Source organism: Nocardiopsis sp. YSL2, assembly GCF_030555055.1.
In the GTDB taxonomy this organism is placed as follows: Bacteria; Actinomycetota; Actinomycetes; order Streptosporangiales; family Streptosporangiaceae; genus Nocardiopsis.
This window is the reverse complement of sequence record NZ_JAMOAO010000001.1, coordinates 1,808,242-1,826,672: the sequence shown is the minus strand read 5'-3', so window position 1 is coordinate 1,826,672 and position 18,431 is coordinate 1,808,242. Positions and strand designations below refer to the sequence as shown.

Below are 18,431 nucleotides of genomic sequence, written 5' to 3'. Positions count from 1 at the left end.
GCACCCCCTATGAGGCCCCCGCACCCCCCGCCCGCGCGCTCGCGCACCGGACCCCGTGTCCCGCACGCCACCGGTGCCGTCCGCACCGCGACCTCCGGACTCCTCGTCCTGGCCCTCGCCGTCCCCCTGCTCTTCGGCCCCGCGGCGAGCGCCGCGGCCCTCCCGGTTCCGGCCGAGCCCGGCGGGCAGGACGTGGGCGTGGACCTCACCGAACAGCGCGCCCACTGGATCGACCGCACGACCGTGCTCTGGCCGGGCGGCACCGACCCCGAGCACACCTACACCCTCGTCTCCGCCGCCGACGGCGGCCTCGACCCCGCGGACGGGGAACCCGCCGCCGACACGGTCCTCGACCTGACCCCCGACCCGGAGGGCCCCGACGGCGACCAGCGCGCGGCCTGGCCGCACCTGGCCTACCTGGCGGCCCTGACCGTGGAGGGCGCCAACCGCCCGCGGGTGGCCGACGCGCTCACCGGGCAGCTCGCCGTCGTGGAGCGCGACGGCGAGGGCACGGTCACCGCCGCGACCGGTGTCCAGATCCCCGGCGTGCTGGACGACGTCTACGCGGACGCGGCCGACGCCGACCTCGGCGCCGTCTGGGACTCCCGCGGACGCCCGACCGTCTCGCTGTGGGCGCCCACCGCCCGGTCCGTCAGCCTGGAGCTGTACGACGACGCCACCGCGGACACCCCGCGCACCGTGGACATGCGGCGCCATCCCAGGACCGGCGTGTGGTCGGTCAAGGGCCGCCCGGACTGGTCGGGGCTCTACTACACCTTCGACGTGCGGGTGTTCTCCCCCTCCGCCGACGAGGGCCGGGGCGCCGTCGTGGACAACCGCGTCACCGACCCCTACAGCGTCTCGCTGTCCACCGGCTCCACCCGCTCCCACCTGGTCGACCTCACCGACCCGGAGCTGGCCCCCGACGGCTGGTCGGACCTGGCCAAGCCCGCCGCCGTGCCCCCCGAGGCGGCGGCGGTCCACGAACTCCACGTGCGCGACCACTCGGCCTCCGACGCGACCGTTCCCGAGGAGCTGCGCGGCACCTACGCGGCGTTCGGGCGGCCCGGATCCGCGGGTATGCGCGAGCTCGCCGCCCTGGCCGAGGACGGCGTCGACTACGTCCACCTGTTGCCCGTCTTCGACATCGGCTCGGTGCCCGAGGACCCGGCCGACCGCGCCGAGCCCTCCTGCGACCTGGACGCCTTCGCGCCCGACTCCGAGGAGCAGCAGGCGTGCGTCGCCGGGGTGCGCGCCACGGACGCCTTCAACTGGGGCTACGACCCGTACCACTACACGGCTCCCGAGGGCTCCTACGCCACCGACCCCGAGGGCGCGGCCCGCGTCACCGAGTTCCGGCAGATGGTGGCGGGCCTCAACGGCGCCGGACTGCGCGTGGTCATGGACGTGGTCTACAACCACACCCACCAGGCCGGACAGGACGAGCAGTCGGTCCTGGACCGGATCGTGCCCGGCTACTACCACCGCCTGGACGCGGACGGCGGCGTGGCCACGTCCACGTGCTGCCCCAACACGGCGCCCGAGCACCTCATGATGGGCAGGCTCGTCGTGGACTCGGTGGTCACCTGGGCCCGTGACCACAAGATCGACGGCTTCCGCTTCGACCTCATGGGACACCACCCCAAGCAGAACATGCTGGACGTGCGCGCGGCGCTGGACGGGCTCACGCTGGAGGAGGACGGGGTCGACGGGTCGTCGGTCCTGCTCTATGGCGAGGGATGGAACTTCGGCGAGGTCGCCGACGACGCCCGCTTCGAGCAGGCCACCCAGGCGAACATGGCCGGGACCGGCATCGGGACGTTCAACGACCGGCTGCGCGACGGCGTGCGCGGTGGCGGGCCCTTCGACCAGGACCCGGGCGTGCAGGGCTTCGGCTCGGGGCTCTACACCGACCCCAACGGATCGCCCGCCAACGGGACCGAGGAGGAACAGCTCGCGCGACTGCTCGGCTACCAGGACCTCATCAAGGTGGGGCTGGCGGGCAACTTGCGCGACTATCGGTTCACGGACTCCTCCGGCCGGGAGGTGACCGGCGCGGAGGTGGACTACAACGGCGCGCCGGCCGGGTACACCCTGGCCCCGGGCGAGGCCGTGACCTACGTGGACGCCCACGACAACGAGACCCTGTACGACGCGCTCGCCTACAAGCTGCCGCAGGACACCCCGATGGACGACCGGGTGCGGATGCAGGCGCTGTCCCTGGGAACCGCGGTGTTCGGGCAGGGCACGGTGTTCGTGCACGCCGGCAGCGAGAGGCTGCGCTCGAAGTCGCTGGACCGCAACTCCTACGACTCCGGTGACTGGTTCAACCGGCTGAACTGGGACTGCGCCGACGGCAACAACTTCGGCGTGGGGCTGCCCCCGGCCTGGGACAACGAGGACAAGTGGGACTACGCCCGGCCGCTGCTGGCCGACCCGGCGCTGGTCGCGGACTGCGCGGCCATCGAGGACAGCCGGGAGCGCTTCGGCGAGATGCTGCGGATCCGCGCGTCCACCCCGGCGTTCTCGCTGGGCACGGCCGAAGCGGTCCAGGAACGCGTGTCCTTCCCGACCAGCGGAGCCGGGGAGCTTCCCGGCGTCATCACGATGCACGTCGACACCGCCGGGCTGGAGGGCGGGTGGTCGTCGGTGACGGTCGTGTTCAACGCGACCCCCGAGACGGCGGAGCAGAGCGTGCCGACACTGGACGGCGCTGACGTGACCCTGCACCCGGTGCAGGAGGAGTCCGCCGACGAGGTCGTGCGCACCGCGTCCTTCGCCGCGGACGGCGGGACGCTGACCGTCCCGCCGCGCACCGTCGCCGTGTTCGTGGCGGACTGACCCGCGAGCGGCGCCGACGGCCCCGGGGGGAGCGCGCCCCCGGGGCCGTCGGCGCGGAGGTTCTCCGGCGGGGCGTGCGCCTGGCGGCAGCACCTGAGCGGATGCCCGGGAAGGCGGTGGAGGCCGCGTCGGGTGACGCGGGCAAGGCCCCGGTCCGGCGGGGTCACGGCGCGGTGGACACGGGGCGGCGGTCGGCCGAGGGGCCGGCCGTCCGCTACCGGCGCGGGGTCAGGGCCGGTTCGTCGTGAGGCTGAGCAGGAACGAGGCCCAGGCGTCGGTGGAGTAGGGGATGTGCCCGAGGGCCCGGTGTCCGGTGTCCCGGACGAGGACGCTCGATCCCTCGGCCACCTCGACGCAACGGCCTTCCTGGGCGCTGTAGCTGCTCTTGTGCCAACGGGGCTCACGTGTGGTCATCGAGTTCTTCCTTGGCCTTCCTGATCAAATCCCGGCTCAAGCGGGGAGAGAGCGCCTCGGACTGCAGGATGCCGAAGAGCATGGCGCAGTGTTGCACCTGCATCATGTCATCCATGAACTGCTCGCCCTTCATGTGTTCGGCGGAAGCGACCATCGGCCGGTCGGGGAACGCGTAGACGCAGAAGGGACCCGATCCTCCCGGGTGGCAGTCGGCGTCGTCCGGGATCACCTGGATCCGGAAGCGGCCCGCGTCGAGCAGGGCGAGGACGGTGTCGAGCTGGCCGCGCAGGACGTCGCGCCGACCGCCGACCACGCGTCGGAGCACGTACTCCTCGACGACGATCGACACGACCGGGGCCGGATCCTTGTCCAGGTTGCGCCGGCGCTTGGCCCGCGCCTCGACCATCTGGTCGATCTCCTTGGCCGAGCGCCAGGGGCCGGTGTCCAGGAGCAGCGCCCTGGTGTACTCCTTCGTCTGCACCAGGCCCGGGAAGACCAGCGGCTGGTACTCGCGCAGTTCCGTCACATTCGCCTCAAGCTGCTCGACCTCCTCATAGGACTCCGGTAGTACCTCGGGTGAATTCGCCCGGCCCCACGCGCGCAGAACGACACCGGACGTGCCGAAGAGCTCGTCCAGTTCAGCGGCCTGCTGTTCCTGGAGTCCCCGCGTGCCGCGCTCCCAGGCCGAGACCGTCGACTGCACCACGCCCAACTCCCGCGCCACCTGGCCCTGCGTCTTGCGCGCTCGTCTGCGGGCGGCCACGATCTCCCTGCCCAGCCGCCGCCAGGCGGGTTTGGTCTCTCGCTCCACGTAGCGCACTCCAACTCCGTGTCATCGCCAATAGCGCCAATGCAAGACGACACGGCCACCGCATACCGCAGATAACGACCAACTGTGACTCTTTGGTGATGTTCGGGGTGCGCGGTCCCGGATTCGGTCAGTGTGGTGCCTATCGACGAACACAGGGAGGTTCGCGTGGGGACTGTGCTCCGGAGGGAAGTGCGCCGCGTCGTGCCGCGGGCCGGGGGCGCCGCGGGTGAGGGGGCCGCGTGACCGCCACCGACCGGCTCCCGTCCCGGACGGTCCGTCGGGGGCGCGACCTGCTGACCACCCGCGAGGTGGCGGACCTCCTCCGTGTCCGGCCGGTGACCGTGGCCCTGTGGGCGCGGGCCGGGAAGGTGCCCTCGGTGCCGATGGGGGACGGCGGCGTGGGCCACCCGCGCGACCAGGTACTCGACCTGGTGGAACGCGGCGACGCCCTGGCCGAGGCGCTGGGTGCGCTGGAGGCCGTGCGGGAGCTCGCGCTGAGCATCGGCGCGGTGGCCGAGGCCGCCGACATCCGCAGGCTGATCGACACCCTTCGGCCCTGAGCCGGGCCGTGCCCGGCACCTTCCGATCTCCCCGCCCGCGCGTACGAGGGGCCGCGCGGGCGGGGAGCACACACGGGCCGGGTGCGCCGGGTCGCACGGGCAGGGGCGCGCGGGGGCCGTCCTTTCCCGGTTTTCTCTGCAGAGGACGCGTACCCGGCGGAAGTTGAATACGGAACATTCGTCGGACGCACCGCTGCGAACTGCGGTCATGGCGTTCGGGTGCGTTTCTCTAGGGAAAACTCCGATCCTGTTCGACAGGTGTTCGTATAATGACATCTAACTTACAGTGACGATGTCGTTTGTGTGTTGCCCTCTGGGGAATATCGGAAATGAAGAAGTCCGCGGGAGGAGTGGCCGACCGCCCCGGATGTACTCCCCTCTGACCTTGGTGGAGTTCATGAAACACCACGTCGAAGCCACTGTCCGCCGTTCTCATCGTGACGGGTCCGCCCAGGGGCCGGGCGTCGCTCCCGCGTCCGGAAAACCTCCCGGAGTGCCTGGGACGGTCACGTACTTCGGGTGCACGAATGGCGCTTGTCGTGCCGTTGTCGCCGGTCGGGCGAGAGTTGGGTCCGGGGTGGGGGGTTCGATTGTCTGACGCCCTGTGGGTGGTCGGCGACGCCTGCCCCACTGCCCTTCCCTGCCCCGGGGTGCGCACTCTCGGGGACATCCACCGCGCCCTTTCCATCGGCGAACTCCGTCACGTCCGCCTCGTGCCCTCGCTCGGCGTGGGCCCCCTGGACTGGGACCATCTGGCCGACCGGGTCGCCGGAGCGGGCCTGGTCGGCTCGGTCACCCTGGCCGCACCGCCGCCCCGTCCCGTCGCGCGGGCTGAGGTCTCCGTGCCCGCCCAGGAGGACGTGGTCGTGGCCGCGCCCTGGATCGACGACGGCACGGTCGAGTTCGCGCTCGCCGTCGCGGACGGCAACCGCGTCATGCGCGAGCACGCGGGCCGCGGCCGACAACTGCCCGGCGAACTCCTCGTCGAGGCCGCCATCCAGGGGTTGACCTGGGCGGCCAGGGCGCTCTACCCGGTCGAGCGCGGCCAGCCGCCGGTCCAGCCCGTCCTCTACGGCTTCGGGTTCGAGTTCCACCGACCCCTGTTCTGGCTGCCGGTGACCGTACGGATCACGCTCTCCGAGACCGGTCCGCCCGACCCCCGGCGCAGGCCGCTCACGGCCGAGATCGCCTACCTCCAGAGGGACCGCACGTGCGCGCGGGGCCATGTCGGCTTCCAGGCGTGTGACCCGCGCTCCGTCCAGGACACCGAGTCGGCCCAGTCCCGGGCCGTGGGCGCCCCGCCGGCGCGCCGTCCGGGGCGGACCGCTGGGGAGGGGGCGTGACGGCGCAGGCCGGGTGGGTCCGAGGCGGTGTCGGGCGCGGAGCCGGCGGTCCCCGGTATCCGGGGCGCCGGGACGGACCTCCGCGTACCCGGGACCAACGGGGACCCGCGTCATCCGCTGGGCGGACGACCGGTCAGCGTCGTGTCCCGGCAGGTCAGGACATGTACGAAAGGTCGGGGTAGGGAGTCGGTGATTCTCGGTGACGTTTCGGGTCTTCCCCGGAAACCCCGTCCGGTTCCGTGTTACGCATGTACCCGTCCTGTGCCGCGACTCCCTGGGAACCCCATGCTGACGTTCTTCGCCCTTCTCGCTGTCCTGGCCGCGATGGTCGGTGGCGCCGTTCTGGCCGCCTGGCGGTTTCGGATCGCCGACGACTTCTCCGGGGGCGCGGTCGGCATCATCATCGCGCCCTGCGTGCTGTCGTTGTACCTCGTCGCGGCCGCGATGGCCGTGGTGATCGGCTGGGAGGACTACAAGGCGGCCGAGGACGGCCTGATCGCCGAGGCCCAGGCCGCCCAGGAGCTGTACTGGAGTAGCACGGCCTTCCCCGAGGAGGAGGGCGCGGCCGTGCGCGACCACCTGCGCACCTACCTGACCACGGTGGTGGAGGAGGACTGGCCGCGGATGGAGGCCCGTGGAGAGCTGAGCGGGCAGGGGGACGACGACCTCGCCGCCCTGTCCGCCTCCGTGCGGGTGCTGTCGGTGTCCGACAGCGGAGACGGACTGGACCGGCTGACCGCGCGCCAGGAGGCGACCGAGCTCAATCAGGCCCGGGGGGAGCGGGCCGACGCGGCCGGGGACGGGATCCCGCTGGTCCTGACGGTGATCTCGGTGACGACGGCGGTGGTCGTCGCGGTGCTGCCCTTCGCGATGATCAAGCAGGGGTCCCGGGTGGCCTACTTCTGGGCCGCGGTGAACCTGGCGTTCGTGTTCGCCACGATCGCGCTGCTGTTCTCCATGGGCACCCCGTACTCCGGCGTGCTGGCCAACGACGCGGGCGGCATCGAGGAGGCGATCGCCGGCTTCGACCGCGCCGACCTCGCACTGGGGTCCCGGTAGGCCGATCCGTCCCGCCGAGGACCGGCGGGACGGGCGGAACACGCCCTAGCGGTGGGCGCGGGCCGCGGCGGCACGCCCGGCCCCGCCCGCGGCCCCGACCGCGACGATCGTGACGACCACCATCGTGCGCATCGGAGTGAACACACCCGCGGCCTGGGCCTGGGCGGGCGCGGCGGTGTCCACCAGGAGTTCCCGGACGGCCTCCGAGGGCTCCGCGGGCGGTGCGGGGGCGGGGGTCGGCTCCGGCCGCTGTTCGGAGACCGCCTCGGTGCCCGGCTCCGGGGCCGCTCCGGGTTCGGGTCCGGTCCCCGGGGCGGACGGGGGGAGGACCTCCCCCGGCTCGTCGGGGGCGGCCGGGGGCGCCTCCCGCCGGGGCGGTGGCGCCGGCTCCTCCGGCTCGACGGGCTCCGGGGGCGGTACGGGTGGCGCGGGCTCCGGCGGTGGTGCGGGACAGGTCGGCGCACGCCCCGCGTGCACGACCACGCGCGCTCCGCCCGCGCACACCAGGACGTGCTCGGGCGCGACGTCGACGTACGCGCCCGGAGTGTCCACGCGCACCCCGCCCGGGCGCACGTCCACCTGGTGGGTGCCGTCGTCGACGTGCACTCCGGCCGGGTCGGCGCCGACGGTCGGGTCGCTTCCCCGGGCGAGCGCGGGAGCGGCACCGCAGGCGAGGACGAGCAGCCCCGCGGACAGCAGACAGGACAGAGCTGTGACGGGGGATCGGCGGTCGAGGGTAGTCACGGAGTGATCGTACGTGTCCGCTGCGTGGTGCCGGGGGCGTTCGGCACAGGTGGGCAGGATCTCAGGGAGAGTGCAGCCGCAGGACCGCGTGTTCGGCCCAGTCCGGCGGCCGGGTCGACCACGACACCGTCATCATCGTCGCGAACGCCAGGGGGATCGTCCAGGCGGCGGGCTGAGCGAGCAGCACCGCCCCCCAACCGCCGGGCGTCGGCAGCAGGATCGACCAGCCGACCGCGCCGGTGGCGGTCACCGCGCCGACCGTCAGACCCGCCGCTGCACCGGGCAGCGTGAGCCGCCGCCACCAGATCCCCAGGACGAGCAGCGGGCAGAACGTCGACGCGGCCACGGTGAAGGCCCACACCACCAGCACGTTGATGTCGATGCGCTGGGCCGGCAGGGCCAACAGCACCGCCACGCACGCGCCCACCGCGACGGCCAGGCGCAGGCGGGGCACACTGCCCTGGAACAGGTCGTGCGACAGACCGCCCGCGAGCGCGAGCAGCAGGCCCGACGACGTCGACAGGAACGCGCCGAACGCCCCCGCCGCCACCAGCGCGGTCAGGACCGCGCCGACCGATCCCGGCACGGCCTGGGCCGGCAGCACCACGGCCACCGTGTCGGTGCCCTGGAACAGGACCAGGTGGGGCGTCAGGACCCGGCCGAGGAGCCCGTACACGGCGGGGAACACGTAGAACAGGCCGAGCAGCGCGATGACCCCGACCGCGACCCTGCGCGCGATCCGGGCGCTCGGGCTCGTGTGGAAGCGCATGATGACGTGCGGCAGGCCCATACAGCCCGCCGTGATCGCGAGCAGCGTCGACCACGTCTCGAACAGCGGATACCCGCCCACGTGGAGCAGCGGGGTGCTCCAGGCCCGGCCGCCCAGTTCCGGCAGGCCGTCGGGCCTGGGCACCGCGGCGCCCTCGGGGAACACGTACTCGGTCCCCGCGGGCACCGTGTGCTCGCCCTCGTTCAGGGCGACCGTACCGCCGTCCCGGTCGGTGACCTCCACCGGCTCGTCCAGGGTGAACCGGGTCCCCACGGTGAACTCGACCGGCGTGGTGTCGGGGAAGTGCGTGCCCCACTCCGGGTGCAGCGCCTCGGCCCGGGTCTCGACCCCCGCCGTCACCACCAGGAACAGCGCCGGCCCGCCGATGAAGGCCAGCTTCACGACGTAGTGGAAGGCCTGCACGTAGGTCGCCGACCGCATGCCGCCCGCCGCGATCGAACCGCTCACCACGAGCCCGGCCAGGACCACGCCGACCCAGTAGGGGGTGCCGCTGACCAGGCTCAGCACCACACCGGCGCCCTTGAACTGGGGCACCAGGTACAGCAGCATGATGACCAGCACCACCAGTCCGCAGAGCTTGCGGAGCCGGGGCGCGCCCAGGCGGTACTCGGCGAAGTCGGGCACCGTGAACGCCCCCGACCGGCGCATCGGCCCGGCCACCAGGGCGACCACCGCGACGTAGCCCGCGGTGAAGCCCACCGCGTACCACATGGTGCCGAGCCCGTTCTTGAGCAGGAGCCCCGCCAGTCCCAGGATCGAGGCCGCGGACAGGTACTCGCCCGCGATCGCCATCGCGTTCCACGTCGGGGACACCCGGCGCGACGCCACCAGGAAGTCCGACGTGGAGCGGGCCGCGCGCACCCCGTACACGCCGACGATCAGGCTCGTCGCCAGCACGAGGCCGATGGCCAGGACCGCGATCACGTCCGCCGCCCGCGGCCGTGGTCACGGCCGTCGCCGGAGTCGCGGCGGGCCCGGTCGGCGACCGCCTCGGCACGGTCCTCGGCGCGCTCGGCGGTGCGGGTGTGCCACAGGCCCAGGAAGAACAGAGCGGGGTACACCGCCGTCGTCAGCAGCAGCCAGGACAGCGGGACGCCCGCCCAGCGGATCTCGCTCAGCTGCGGCGCGGCCGCGAAGGCACCGCTCATCCCGAACAGCAGGACCGACAACAGGACCACCGTGCGCAGTGCCGTCCGCCGCTGGACGCGGAACAGCCGTCGCGCCGCCTCGGTGTCCACCGGCTCGGGGATCGGCAGCAGGTGCTGCGCGGGCCGGTTGCCCCGCGCCAGCGCGATGCGGGTCTGCGGACTGGTCAGCTTCTCCCGGCGCGGACTCATGGCGACTGCCGCGGCTGCTGGTCCGGCTCACCGTCCCGGGGGCGCGCCGTGGGGCCCGGGGGGTTGGCGGCCCGGCCGCCCAGCTGGTCGCGGCGGGCCGCCTCCAGCAGTTGGGCGCGCAGGTGGCGCCCGTGCCTGCGGCTCACCGGCACGTCGCCGGCCGGTGTGCCCGCGACCAGGCCCGAGGACGAGGTGACGCGCAGATCGCGCACCCACGGGATGGCGATGAGGTAGCCGCGGTGCACGCGCACGAACCCCGCCGACGCCCACACCTCCTCCAGGTACGACAGCGACAGGCGGATCAGGTGGCCGCCGTCGGCGGTGTGCAGCCGCACGTAGTCGCCCTGCGCCTCGACGAACTGCACGTCGTCGCGCTTGACGAACACCGTGCGGCGCCCGGTGTCGATCTGCACCACGTGCATGTCCTCGGCCGGCGGAGCGGCCCCGCCCGTACTCCGCAGCTGCGCGATACGGCCGACCGCCTCGGCCAGCCGCTCCGGGCGGATCGGTTTGAGCAGGTAGTCCACGGCGCCGATTCCGAACGCCTCCACGGCGTGGGCCTCGGAGGCGGTGACGAACACGATCGAGGGCGGCTCCGAGAGCACGCTCAGCACCCGCGCCACGTCCATGCCGTCCAGCCCGGGCATGAGGATGTCCAGGAACGCCGCGTCGATGGCGGTCGTGCCCAGCAGCCGCACCGCGGTCGCGCCGTTGTCCGCGACGAGGACCTCGGCGACCTCCGGCATGTCACCGAGCAGCGCGGCCATCTCCTGGCGGGTCGACGCCTCGTCCTCGACCACGAGCACCTTGAGTTCGGGCTTCACTGTGCCACCACCCCCCGGGTGAACCTCGGTACGCGCACGGTCACCTTCGTCCCTTCTCCCAGCGCGGTCTCGATCACCAGACCGTACTCGGGACCGTAGACCGTGCGCAGCCGCTGGTCGACGTTGGCCAGCCCCACGCTGCGCGACTCCGGGCCGGTGCCCGCCAGCAGTGACCGGGCCAGGTCGGGGTGCATGCCGATGCCATCGTCCTCGATCTCGATGACGCACAGCGGTCCCTCGCCGAAACCCGACACGCTGATGTGCCCGGCGCCCTCCTTGCGCTCCAGGCCGTGCCGGATCGCGTTCTCCACGATCGGCTGGACGACCAGGAACGGGATCGCCACCGGCAGGACCTCCGGCGCCATCCGCACGGTGATGTCCAACCGGTCGTGGAAGCGGGCCCGTTGGAGTTCGAGGTAGGTCTGGGTGGCCTCCAGTTCGTCGGCGACCGTCGCGTAGTCGCCGCGTTCGGCGAACCCGTAGCGCAGGTAGTCGGCGAAGTCCGAGAGCAGGTGCCGGGCGCGGTCCGGGTCGGTGCGTACCAGGGCGGCGATGACCGCGAGCGCGTTGTGCACGAAGTGCGGGGAGATCTGTGCGCGCAGGGTGCGCAGGTCGGCCGCGGCGATGCGGTCGCGCGTGCGGCGCAGGGCCGCGTGGTCCAGGCAGTCCGCCACCAGGGCCGCCGCCGCCTCGACGTCGGCCTCCGCGGGGCGGCCGGAGGCCACCAGGGCGCCGGCGATCTCGTTGGCCACGTTCAGCGGTACCGCGCACACCGCGCCGCCGTCGGGGAGGCGGGTACGGGCGCTGGCGCCGTACTCGAACACCTGGGCCAGTAGGCCCTCCACCTCGTCGGAGGAGGGCGAGGGGCCGTGGGAGGCCACCGGGCCGTCGAGGTCGGCCAGGACGACGCAGTCGGCGGCGAGCAGTTGGCGGAGCCGACGGGCCGCGGCGGGCACGCCCTTGCCGTGCAGTCCGTCCTGAAGGTCGACGCCCAGGGCGTGTACCTGGCGCATCAACTCGACGCTCGCCAGAGGGGCCGACGCCGGGCGCCGTCGGAAGGGGAGCTTCCACGACAGCCACCGATATGACACAGAACGACCCTATCCCAGACAGATGTGTCGGCGCTCACGTTGCTGTGCCGTCCTTCCGTGGGAGGCTGCGGCCGGAGGCCGTCCGTCGGGGGCGGTGGCCCGGCACCCCGTTGCGCGCCGCCGGGCGATGGCGGGCAAGGGGCGGGCCCACCGCCCGGGAGGAGAGCGGTGGGCCCGTTGGAGGAGGAACCGGGGGAGGCCGCCCGGGAACGGAGTGGACTCCCGGTTGGAGTGATCGGCCCCCATGGCCGACCCGGTTCCCGATGTGGACTAGTGGTCGGAGGCCTTCTCCGCCCCGGCGCCCGTGAGCGCCCGTACCTGGAGCATCGCGAACTTGTCGAAGTCGCGCTCCTTGGACATGAACGTTCCGACGACCGCGCAGAGCAGGCCCAGCGGCACCGACACCAGGGCCGGGTTCGGCATCGGGAACCAGGCGAAGTCGGCGGTCGGGATGAGCGCCTTCTCCGAACCGGACACGACCGGCGAGAAGAACACCAGGCCGACGGCGCTGATGAGGCCGCCGTAGATACCGGACACGGCGCCCGCCGTGTTGAACCGCTTCCAGAAGAGGCTGAGCAGCAGGGTCGGCAGGTTGGCCGAGGCGGCGATCGCGAAGGCCAGCGCGACCAGGAAGGCCACGTTGAGGCTCTGCGCGAAGATCGCCAGGACGATGGCGACCGCGCCGATGCCCAGGGCGGAGAGCTTGGCGACCCGGACCTCCTCGCGTCCGGGAGCCCTGCCCTTGCGCAGCACGGAGTTGTAGAAGTCGTGCGCGAGGGAGGACGAGGACGCGATGACCAGGCCGGCGACCGTCGACAGGATGGCCGCGAAGGCCGCCGAGGCGATCAGGGCGAGCAGGACCGACCCGGCGAGGTTGCCGCCGACCGCCTGTCCGACCGTCTCCGCCAGCTGCGGTGCGGCCGTGTTGCCCGCCGCGTTCTGGGCGGTGATGGCCTCGCGTCCCACCAGGGCCGCGGCGCCGAAGCCCAGCACCAGCGTCATCAGGTAGAAGGTGCCGATGAGGCCGATGCCCCAGTTGACCGACTTCCGGGCGCTCTGGGAGTCGGGAACCGTGTAGAAGCGGATGAGGATGTGCGGCAGGCCCGCGGTGCCCAGGACCAGCGCCATGCTGAGGCTGACCATGTCCAGCTTGTTCCACATGGTCGCCACCGGGTCGCCCGCGACCTCGACGCCGTAGCGCAGGCCGGGCTCCAGGAAGGCCGCGCCCTGGCCGCTGGCGTCGGCGGCGTCGCTCATGAGGGCGCCGAGGTTGAAGCCGTACAGGGACAGGGTGAGCACCGTCAGCAGGGCCGCGCCCGACATCAGGATGACGGCCTTGACGATCTGCACCCAGGTGGTGCCCTTCATGCCGCCGATGGTGACGTAGACGGTCATCAGCAGGCCGACGACGACGATGCCGACGATCTTGGCGGTGGCGGCGTCCATGCCCAGGAAGGTCTGGCCCTCCTGGATGCCGAGCAGCAGCGCGATGAGCGCGCCGGCGCCGACCATCTGCGCGAGCAGGTAGAAGATCGACACCGTCAGCGTGGAGACGGCGGCGGCGGTGCGGACCGGGCGCTGCTGCATCCGGTAGGACAGCACGTCGCCCATGGTGTAGCGGCCGGAGTTGCGCAGCAGCTCGGCGACGAGCAGCAGGGCGACCAGCCACGCCACCAGGAACCCGATGGAGTAGAGGAAGCCGTCGTAGCCGGCCAGGGCGATGAGTCCGGCGATGCCGAGGAACGACGCGGCGGACATGTAGTCACTGCCGATGGCCAGGCCGTTCTGGAGCGGGGAGAACCCGCGGCCGCCGGAGTGGAAGTCGGCGGCCGAGTAGCTGCGGCGGCTGGCCCAGACGGTGATGCCGAGGGTCGCCGCGACCATCAGGCCGAAGAGGACGAGGGTGACGAGCCGGCCGCTCTCGTTGACGGCCTCCTGCGCGAGCATCATCGCGTGCCCTCCTGGTTCTTCTGGCGGGCGTCGCTCTTGACGAGCTCCTCGCGCAGCTCGGTCGCCTGGGCGTCCAGCCTCTTGCGGGCGTAGCCCGTGTAGAGGATGGCGATCCCGAAGGTGGACACGAACTGGAGGATGCCGAAGACCAGCGCGACGTTGACGCTGCCGAAGAGGACGGTGCCCATGAAGTCGCGACCGAACGCGGACAGCAGCACGTAGAGCAGGTACCACGCCAAGAAGGCGATGCTCATCGGGAAGATGAACGAGTAGAGGCTCCGCTTGAGCGCGAGAAAGCGCGGGTCGCCGTGCATCGCGATGTAGGCCGCGTTGCTCGTCTGGTCCGGACCCGGCGGGTCCGATCCCTGGTTCTTCCTGTCGGTCGTCATGGTGCGAATCCTCCGGGGGGATTGGCGGAGAGGGTGATGTCGTGCGTGTTTCGGGGATGTGACCTGCGTTACTCGGAACTGTAAGGAGCGACACTCCGCACGTGGAGGGGGTGCGCCCCAATGCGCGCCGAACGCGGAGTGATGTCGCCGAGTGGTCGCCCAGTGCGCGATGAGCGGTCGCGTCGTGCGGTGAGCGGTCGGCGAGCGGTGGCCCGCGGTGATCCGTCTGACCGCGTTGTCCGGAACGCCCCCCGGGGGGCGCGGCGTTGTACCGTACGACCGGCCGCGGAGCCGGACCGTCCCAGAGGCCCGGCGGGCCCGGGGCGGAGGACGCTCATGCGACCCCGGACGAGGTGCGCCGTACCCGGTAGGACAAGACGGCGCGTACGTGCGCCCGCGTCCCCGGAGGTCCCCTCATGGCATGGCTCGTTCTGGTCGTCTCAGGTCTGCTGGAAACCGTCTGGGCGGTCGCGCTCGACGCGAGCCGCGGTTTCACCCGTCTGTGGCCGTCGGTGGTCTTCGGTGTGTCCCTCGTGCTCAGCATGGGCGGGCTCGCCTACGCGCTGCGCACCATTCCGGTCGGTACCGGGTACGCGGTGTGGGTCGGCGTCGGCGTGGTCGGTACCGCGCTGGCGGGGATGTTCTTCCTGGGTGAGGGCTTCAGCCTCCCCAAGCTGCTGTGCCTGATGCTGGTCGTCGTCGGCCTCGTCGGCCTCAAACTGCTCCACTGAAGCCGCTGGGCCCTCGGCGGGCGCCGGGCCCGACCGTGTCCGCTCCGTCCGCTCGGAGGGCGGGGCGGACGCTGCGCGTGTGCGGTGGACGGCGGGCCGGGGCCCACCTGGGCAGTGACGCAATGTGATGACTAATGGCCGTTTCTGGCCACCGAACCCCTCTTTCGCCGTGCGCGGGTGCGTGCTAGGCGCGTCGCGCGGGCGGGCACGCTCCACTTCTTGTTACTCGGGCGTAGTGGAGTCGATCGGTCCCGCTCCGTGGTGAGGCCACGTCGGAGTCCGTGGGGAATCGTGGCGAACGCGGAGAGTATTCGGCTATTGCCCCTCTACGCATCGATCCTTTACTTTTGCTCGACGTTCACACCGTGTGGGCGAAAGATGGCTCAGGGTCCCCACAGCCCAGGAGCCGTCGCCCCTGGGCACGTGTGTGCCCCCTGCCTTGACACCCCCGCTAGAAAGGGCAGACGTTGTCGATTCCCCCTCTCGGGCGTCTCGCGGCCACCGCCGCACTCGCCTCCGGACTGTTCCTGGCCCCCGTCACCGCGGCTTCGGCCGACACGGCCGGTACCCCCGCACTCGACCCCGACCAGATGGCCGCCATGCAGGAGGCCTTCGGCCTCTCCGAGGCCGGTGTCACCGACCTCCTCGACGCCCAGGCCGAGGCCGCCGAACTGGAGGCCGAGCTGCGTGACGAACTCGGCGCCGACTTCGGCGGCGCCGTCTTCGACACCGACACCCGCGAACTGACCGTTCGCGTCACGGACCAGTCCTCCAACGACGCCGTACGCGAGGCCGGCGCCGTTCCCGAGCGCGTCGAGCACGGCGCGCCGGAGCTGGAGGCGGCCGTCGAGGCGCTCAACGGCGCCGAGGAGGCCGCCTCCGAGGGCGTCCACGGCTGGTACGCCGACGCCGAACTGGACACCGTCGTCATCGAGGCCGCCGAGGGCGCGGCCGAGGACGCCGAGGCGCTGGCCGCCGAAGCGGGCCTGGACGTCGACACCTTCACCGTCGAGGAGGGCACGGAGGAGCCCCGTACCTACGCCGACATCGTCGGCGGCACCCCGTACTACTTCCAGCAGGGCTCGGACTGGTTCGTGTGCTCCGTCGGCTTCGGCGTGCAGGGCGGCTACGTCACCGCGGGCCACTGCGGGGCGGCGGGCTCGGCCACCTGGCTCCAGGTGGGCGGCCCGGACCAGCTCGGGACGGTCGCCGAGTCGGTCTTCCCGGGCCAGGACGCCGCCTGGGTGCGCTCGGCCGCGGGCCACACCCCCACCCCGCGGGTCGACGACCACGCGGGCGGCGCCGTGACGGTCACCGGCTCCCAGGAGACCCCGGTCGGCGGCGCGGTCTGCCGGTCGGGACAGACCACCGGCTGGCACTGCGGCACCATCCAGGCCAAGGACCAGAGCGTCAACTACGGCGGTGACATCGTCAACGGCCTCACCCGCACCACCGCGTGCGCCGAGGGCGGCGACTCCGGCGGCTCCTGGGTGTCGGGCACGCAGGCCCAGGGCGTGACCTCCGGTGGTTCCGGCAACTGCACCTCCGGTGGAACGACCTACTTCCAGCCGGTCAACCCGATCCTGGAGCAGTGGAACCTGACGCTGCTCACCGGCTGACCCACGGGTCCCTTCGCCACCGGCCGCCCGCGTCCCCGCTCCGGGCGGCCGGTCCTGTGCCCGCGTCCGGTCCGTCCCCGACGCGGGACCGGGCCGTCCGGGCCCGGCGGGCGTTGGGGCGGTCGACCGTGCGGACCACACGACCGACCCCCGAGTGGACGACCCTGTCCCGTGTCGGCTCGTCCCCGTCAGCGCTGGAGGGTCAGCAGGCCGGGACGGTAGGGGAGGAGGCCGTAGTCGCCGCCGGCGTCGGGGGAGATCCCCTGGTAGAGGAACCGCATGTCGCAGGCGTCGACGGTCATGGTCTGGTCGGGTCCGGTGCGGATCAGTTCGCCGTGGCTGATGCTGTCGGTCCAGGTGGCGCCGCTGTTGGCCTGGCCGGCGAAGGGTTCGCCCTCACTGGTGGCCTGCGGTGTCCACGCGCCGTCCAGGCTGGAGGCCGTGAACGAGCGGAAGTAGCGGTCGCCGCGCGCCCCGATCGCCTCGACGATCATCAGGTACTGGTCCTGGCCCTGGACGCGGTAGACCTGAACCGCCTCGAACAGGTCGTCGGTGCTGTCGGACATGATGGTCGTCGACGTCGAGCCGAAGCTGCCCGGGAAGTCACCGATCGGCATGTCGGCCCGGTAGATCCTGCCGTTGTCTCCGGCGAAGAACAGGTACATGTCCGTGCTGTCGCCGATGAGCGCCTGGTCGATGGGTCCGGTGGGGGAGTCGGCGATGCTGCCGTCGAAGAGTGTCCGCGGCGGCGACCAGCTGTTGACGTCGGCGGGATCGGACGAGGTCCGGTAGGAGAAGGCTGGCCCGCCCCACTGGTAGGCGAGCACCCAGACGTCATCGGGGGCGAAGTAGAACAGCGACGGTGCGACGGCGGAGAAGGGCATCGGGTTCTGGCCGGCCGAGGCCATGCTGGACCAGTCGTCGAAGACGTCGAAGTTCATCGAGCCCCACGACGTTCCCGTGTCGTGGGTCGTCCCGTAGACGAGGTGTCCGCCGTCGTACGGGGCGTGGGTGAAGTCCTTGAGCGAGACCCAGCCCGGCCCCGGCTGTGCCAGCGGGCCGGTCGATGTCCAGTCGTACGTCGAGGTAAGGGCGCACGTGTCGTCCGGCCCGTCTCCGTCGACGCGGACGAGCCGCCACTGCTGATTGTCGCCGCCCCAGTCGTCGTACTGCACGATGTTCGCACCGTCGGCGGTCGAGCCGCCCTGCACCTCGACGGCCTTGCCGCTGTGCCGGTTGACCAGCCGTACGTGGCCGCCGGGTGAGTCCGCCAAGCGGAACTGCTGGTTGGCCTGGTCGTGGTCGGTCCATTGCACGATGTCGGCGCCGTTGGCGGTCGACCAGTCGTGGACGTCCAGCACCTTGTCCGACAGCCGTGACCGCAGCCGGTAGTGGCCGTCGCCGGAGCCGACGAACCGCCACTGCTGCTGGTGCTGGTCGTTGCGTGCCCACTGGGTGATCCGCGCACCGTCCTCGGTGGCCCGGTTGTACACGTCCAACGCCTTGCCGCTGCCGCGGTTCACCAGCACGTACCACGCGTCGGTGTCGACCGTGGCCGCCGCGGCGGGCGTCGGCAGCAGCGCGGAACCCGCGCTGCCGACCGCCATCGCGATCACGCAGGCGATGAAGGCTCGCAGTAGCCGTCCTCGCCACCGTGGGGGCGGTGCGATCACGGACGTACTCGATGGGGACATGGTCTCTACCTCCAGCGCTCGGGGGTGTTAGCGCTAACAAGACGGGCCGCTCGGCGCCGACCGAGTCATGCTCCGCCGCGCCGGGTTCTGCCCGAAGGTCAGGGGCGCCTTCGCCCCTGCCGTTGAATCTGAGGCATGGTGCACCGGAAGTCAAGAGTAAATTTCGGTGAGAACTCCGAAACTTTCGATATCACCGCGAACGCGCGGCCCCGGCGGAACGATCTGCCGGGGGTC

Annotated in this window: 16 protein-coding genes and 1 riboswitch; of the genes, 6 read left to right on the top strand and 10 right to left on the bottom strand. The window is 72.1% G+C overall.

Translation table 11 applies throughout. The features are described from left to right. Positions 1-9: 9 nt before the first annotated feature. A complete protein-coding gene (gene pulA / locus M1P99_RS07870; protein WP_304451995.1) occupies positions 10-2,841 on the top strand; it encodes a pullulanase-type alpha-1,6-glucosidase in 2,832 nt (943 codons plus the stop codon). A gap of 228 nt (positions 2,842-3,069) precedes the next feature. Here the strand turns inward: pulA and M1P99_RS07865 are convergent, their stop codons facing one another. Beyond that, positions 3,070-3,255 (bottom strand): DUF397 domain-containing protein, encoded by a 186-nt coding sequence (locus tag M1P99_RS07865; RefSeq protein WP_304451994.1) that lies wholly within the window; start codon positions 3,253-3,255, stop codon positions 3,070-3,072. Continuing rightward, positions 3,242-4,075, bottom strand: coding sequence for a helix-turn-helix transcriptional regulator (locus tag M1P99_RS07860; protein WP_304451993.1), 834 nt, complete (start codon positions 4,073-4,075; stop codon positions 3,242-3,244). Before M1P99_RS07860 ends, M1P99_RS07865 begins: the two co-directional genes overlap by 14 nt. Positions 4,076-4,305: 230 nt before the next feature. Between M1P99_RS07860 and M1P99_RS07855 the strand changes: the two genes are divergently transcribed. The 3 genes from M1P99_RS07855 (at position 4,306) to M1P99_RS07845 (ending at position 7,028) form a co-directional block, all read left to right on the top strand. Next, a complete protein-coding gene (locus M1P99_RS07855) occupies positions 4,306-4,626 on the top strand; it encodes a helix-turn-helix domain-containing protein (RefSeq protein ID WP_304451992.1) in 321 nt (106 codons plus the stop codon). Between the two features lie 590 nt (positions 4,627-5,216). Beyond that, a complete protein-coding gene (locus M1P99_RS07850; RefSeq protein ID WP_304451991.1) occupies positions 5,217-5,969 on the top strand; it encodes an AfsA-related hotdog domain-containing protein in 753 nt (250 codons plus the stop codon). Between the two features lie 285 nt (positions 5,970-6,254). Next, complete coding sequence (locus tag M1P99_RS07845) at positions 6,255-7,028, top strand: DUF4239 domain-containing protein (protein WP_304451990.1); 774 nt, start codon at positions 6,255-6,257, stop codon at positions 7,026-7,028. A 45-nt stretch (positions 7,029-7,073) separates the two neighbouring features. Here M1P99_RS07845 and M1P99_RS07840 read toward each other — a convergent pair whose 3' ends face one another. From M1P99_RS07840 to M1P99_RS07810, 7 genes are all read right to left on the bottom strand, one after another. Continuing rightward, positions 7,074-7,772 carry a hypothetical protein gene (locus M1P99_RS07840; RefSeq protein WP_304451989.1) on the bottom strand — a complete coding sequence of 233 codons (699 nt, stop codon included), beginning with the start codon at positions 7,770-7,772 and terminating at the stop codon, positions 7,074-7,076. A gap of 61 nt (positions 7,773-7,833) precedes the next feature. After that, a complete protein-coding gene (locus tag M1P99_RS07835) occupies positions 7,834-9,486 on the bottom strand; it encodes a cation acetate symporter (RefSeq protein WP_304451988.1) in 1,653 nt (550 codons plus the stop codon). Continuing rightward, entirely contained in the window at positions 9,483-9,899 is a 417-nt protein-coding gene (locus M1P99_RS07830; protein ID WP_304451987.1) for a hypothetical protein, read from the bottom strand. The genes M1P99_RS07835 and M1P99_RS07830 overlap by 4 nt, the downstream gene beginning before the upstream one ends. After that, positions 9,896-10,723, bottom strand: a complete 828-nt coding sequence (locus tag M1P99_RS07825; protein ID WP_304451986.1) for a LytTR family DNA-binding domain-containing protein — start codon at positions 10,721-10,723, stop codon at positions 9,896-9,898. The genes M1P99_RS07830 and M1P99_RS07825 overlap by 4 nt, the downstream gene beginning before the upstream one ends. Next, the gene (locus M1P99_RS07820) at positions 10,720-11,736 is read right to left on the bottom strand and encodes a sensor histidine kinase (protein ID WP_304451985.1); all 1,017 of its coding nucleotides are present in this window, start codon (positions 11,734-11,736) and stop codon (positions 10,720-10,722) included. Before M1P99_RS07820 ends, M1P99_RS07825 begins: the two co-directional genes overlap by 4 nt. Positions 11,737-12,084: 348 nt before the next feature. Continuing rightward, positions 12,085-13,764, bottom strand: coding sequence for a cation acetate symporter (locus tag M1P99_RS07815; RefSeq protein ID WP_304451984.1), 1,680 nt, complete (start codon positions 13,762-13,764; stop codon positions 12,085-12,087). Further along, positions 13,761-14,153, bottom strand: a complete 393-nt coding sequence (locus M1P99_RS07810; RefSeq protein ID WP_304451983.1) for a DUF485 domain-containing protein — start codon at positions 14,151-14,153, stop codon at positions 13,761-13,763. The genes M1P99_RS07815 and M1P99_RS07810 overlap by 4 nt, the downstream gene beginning before the upstream one ends. A gap of 326 nt (positions 14,154-14,479) precedes the next feature. After that, positions 14,480-14,540, top strand: a riboswitch (guanidine-III (ykkC-III) riboswitch). 29 nt (positions 14,541-14,569) lie between these two features. Between M1P99_RS07810 and M1P99_RS07805 the strand changes: the two genes are divergently transcribed. Next, positions 14,570-14,884, top strand: coding sequence for a multidrug efflux SMR transporter (locus tag M1P99_RS07805; protein WP_304451982.1), 315 nt, complete (start codon positions 14,570-14,572; stop codon positions 14,882-14,884). A 467-nt stretch (positions 14,885-15,351) separates the two neighbouring features. Further along, positions 15,352-16,503, top strand: coding sequence for a S1 family peptidase (locus M1P99_RS07800; protein ID WP_304451981.1), 1,152 nt, complete (start codon positions 15,352-15,354; stop codon positions 16,501-16,503). A gap of 188 nt (positions 16,504-16,691) precedes the next feature. Here M1P99_RS07800 and M1P99_RS07795 read toward each other — a convergent pair whose 3' ends face one another. Beyond that, positions 16,692-18,116 carry a non-reducing end alpha-L-arabinofuranosidase family hydrolase gene (locus M1P99_RS07795; RefSeq protein WP_304455624.1) on the bottom strand — a complete coding sequence of 475 codons (1,425 nt, stop codon included), beginning with the start codon at positions 18,114-18,116 and terminating at the stop codon, positions 16,692-16,694. Between the last annotated feature and the right edge of the window lie 315 nt (positions 18,117-18,431).

Bases quoted from the DNA above. Each gene is read 5' to 3' on its own strand.
- pulA (WP_304451995.1), top strand. From the start codon at position 10: ATGAGGCCCCCGCACCCCCCGCCCGCGCGCTCGCGCACCGGACCCCGT.
- M1P99_RS07865 (WP_304451994.1), bottom strand. From the start codon at position 3,255: ATGACCACACGTGAGCCCCGTTGGCACAAGAGCAGCTACAGCGCCCAG.
- M1P99_RS07845 (WP_304451990.1), top strand. From the start codon at position 6,255: ATGCTGACGTTCTTCGCCCTTCTCGCTGTCCTGGCCGCGATGGTCGGT.
- M1P99_RS07830 (WP_304451987.1), bottom strand. From the start codon at position 9,899: ATGAGTCCGCGCCGGGAGAAGCTGACCAGTCCGCAGACCCGCATCGCG.
- M1P99_RS07820 (WP_304451985.1), bottom strand. From the start codon at position 11,736: ATGCGCCAGGTACACGCCCTGGGCGTCGACCTTCAGGACGGACTGCAC.
- M1P99_RS07815 (WP_304451984.1), bottom strand. From the start codon at position 13,764: ATGATGCTCGCGCAGGAGGCCGTCAACGAGAGCGGCCGGCTCGTCACC.
- M1P99_RS07810 (WP_304451983.1), bottom strand. From the start codon at position 14,153: ATGACGACCGACAGGAAGAACCAGGGATCGGACCCGCCGGGTCCGGAC.
- M1P99_RS07805 (WP_304451982.1), top strand. From the start codon at position 14,570: ATGGCATGGCTCGTTCTGGTCGTCTCAGGTCTGCTGGAAACCGTCTGG.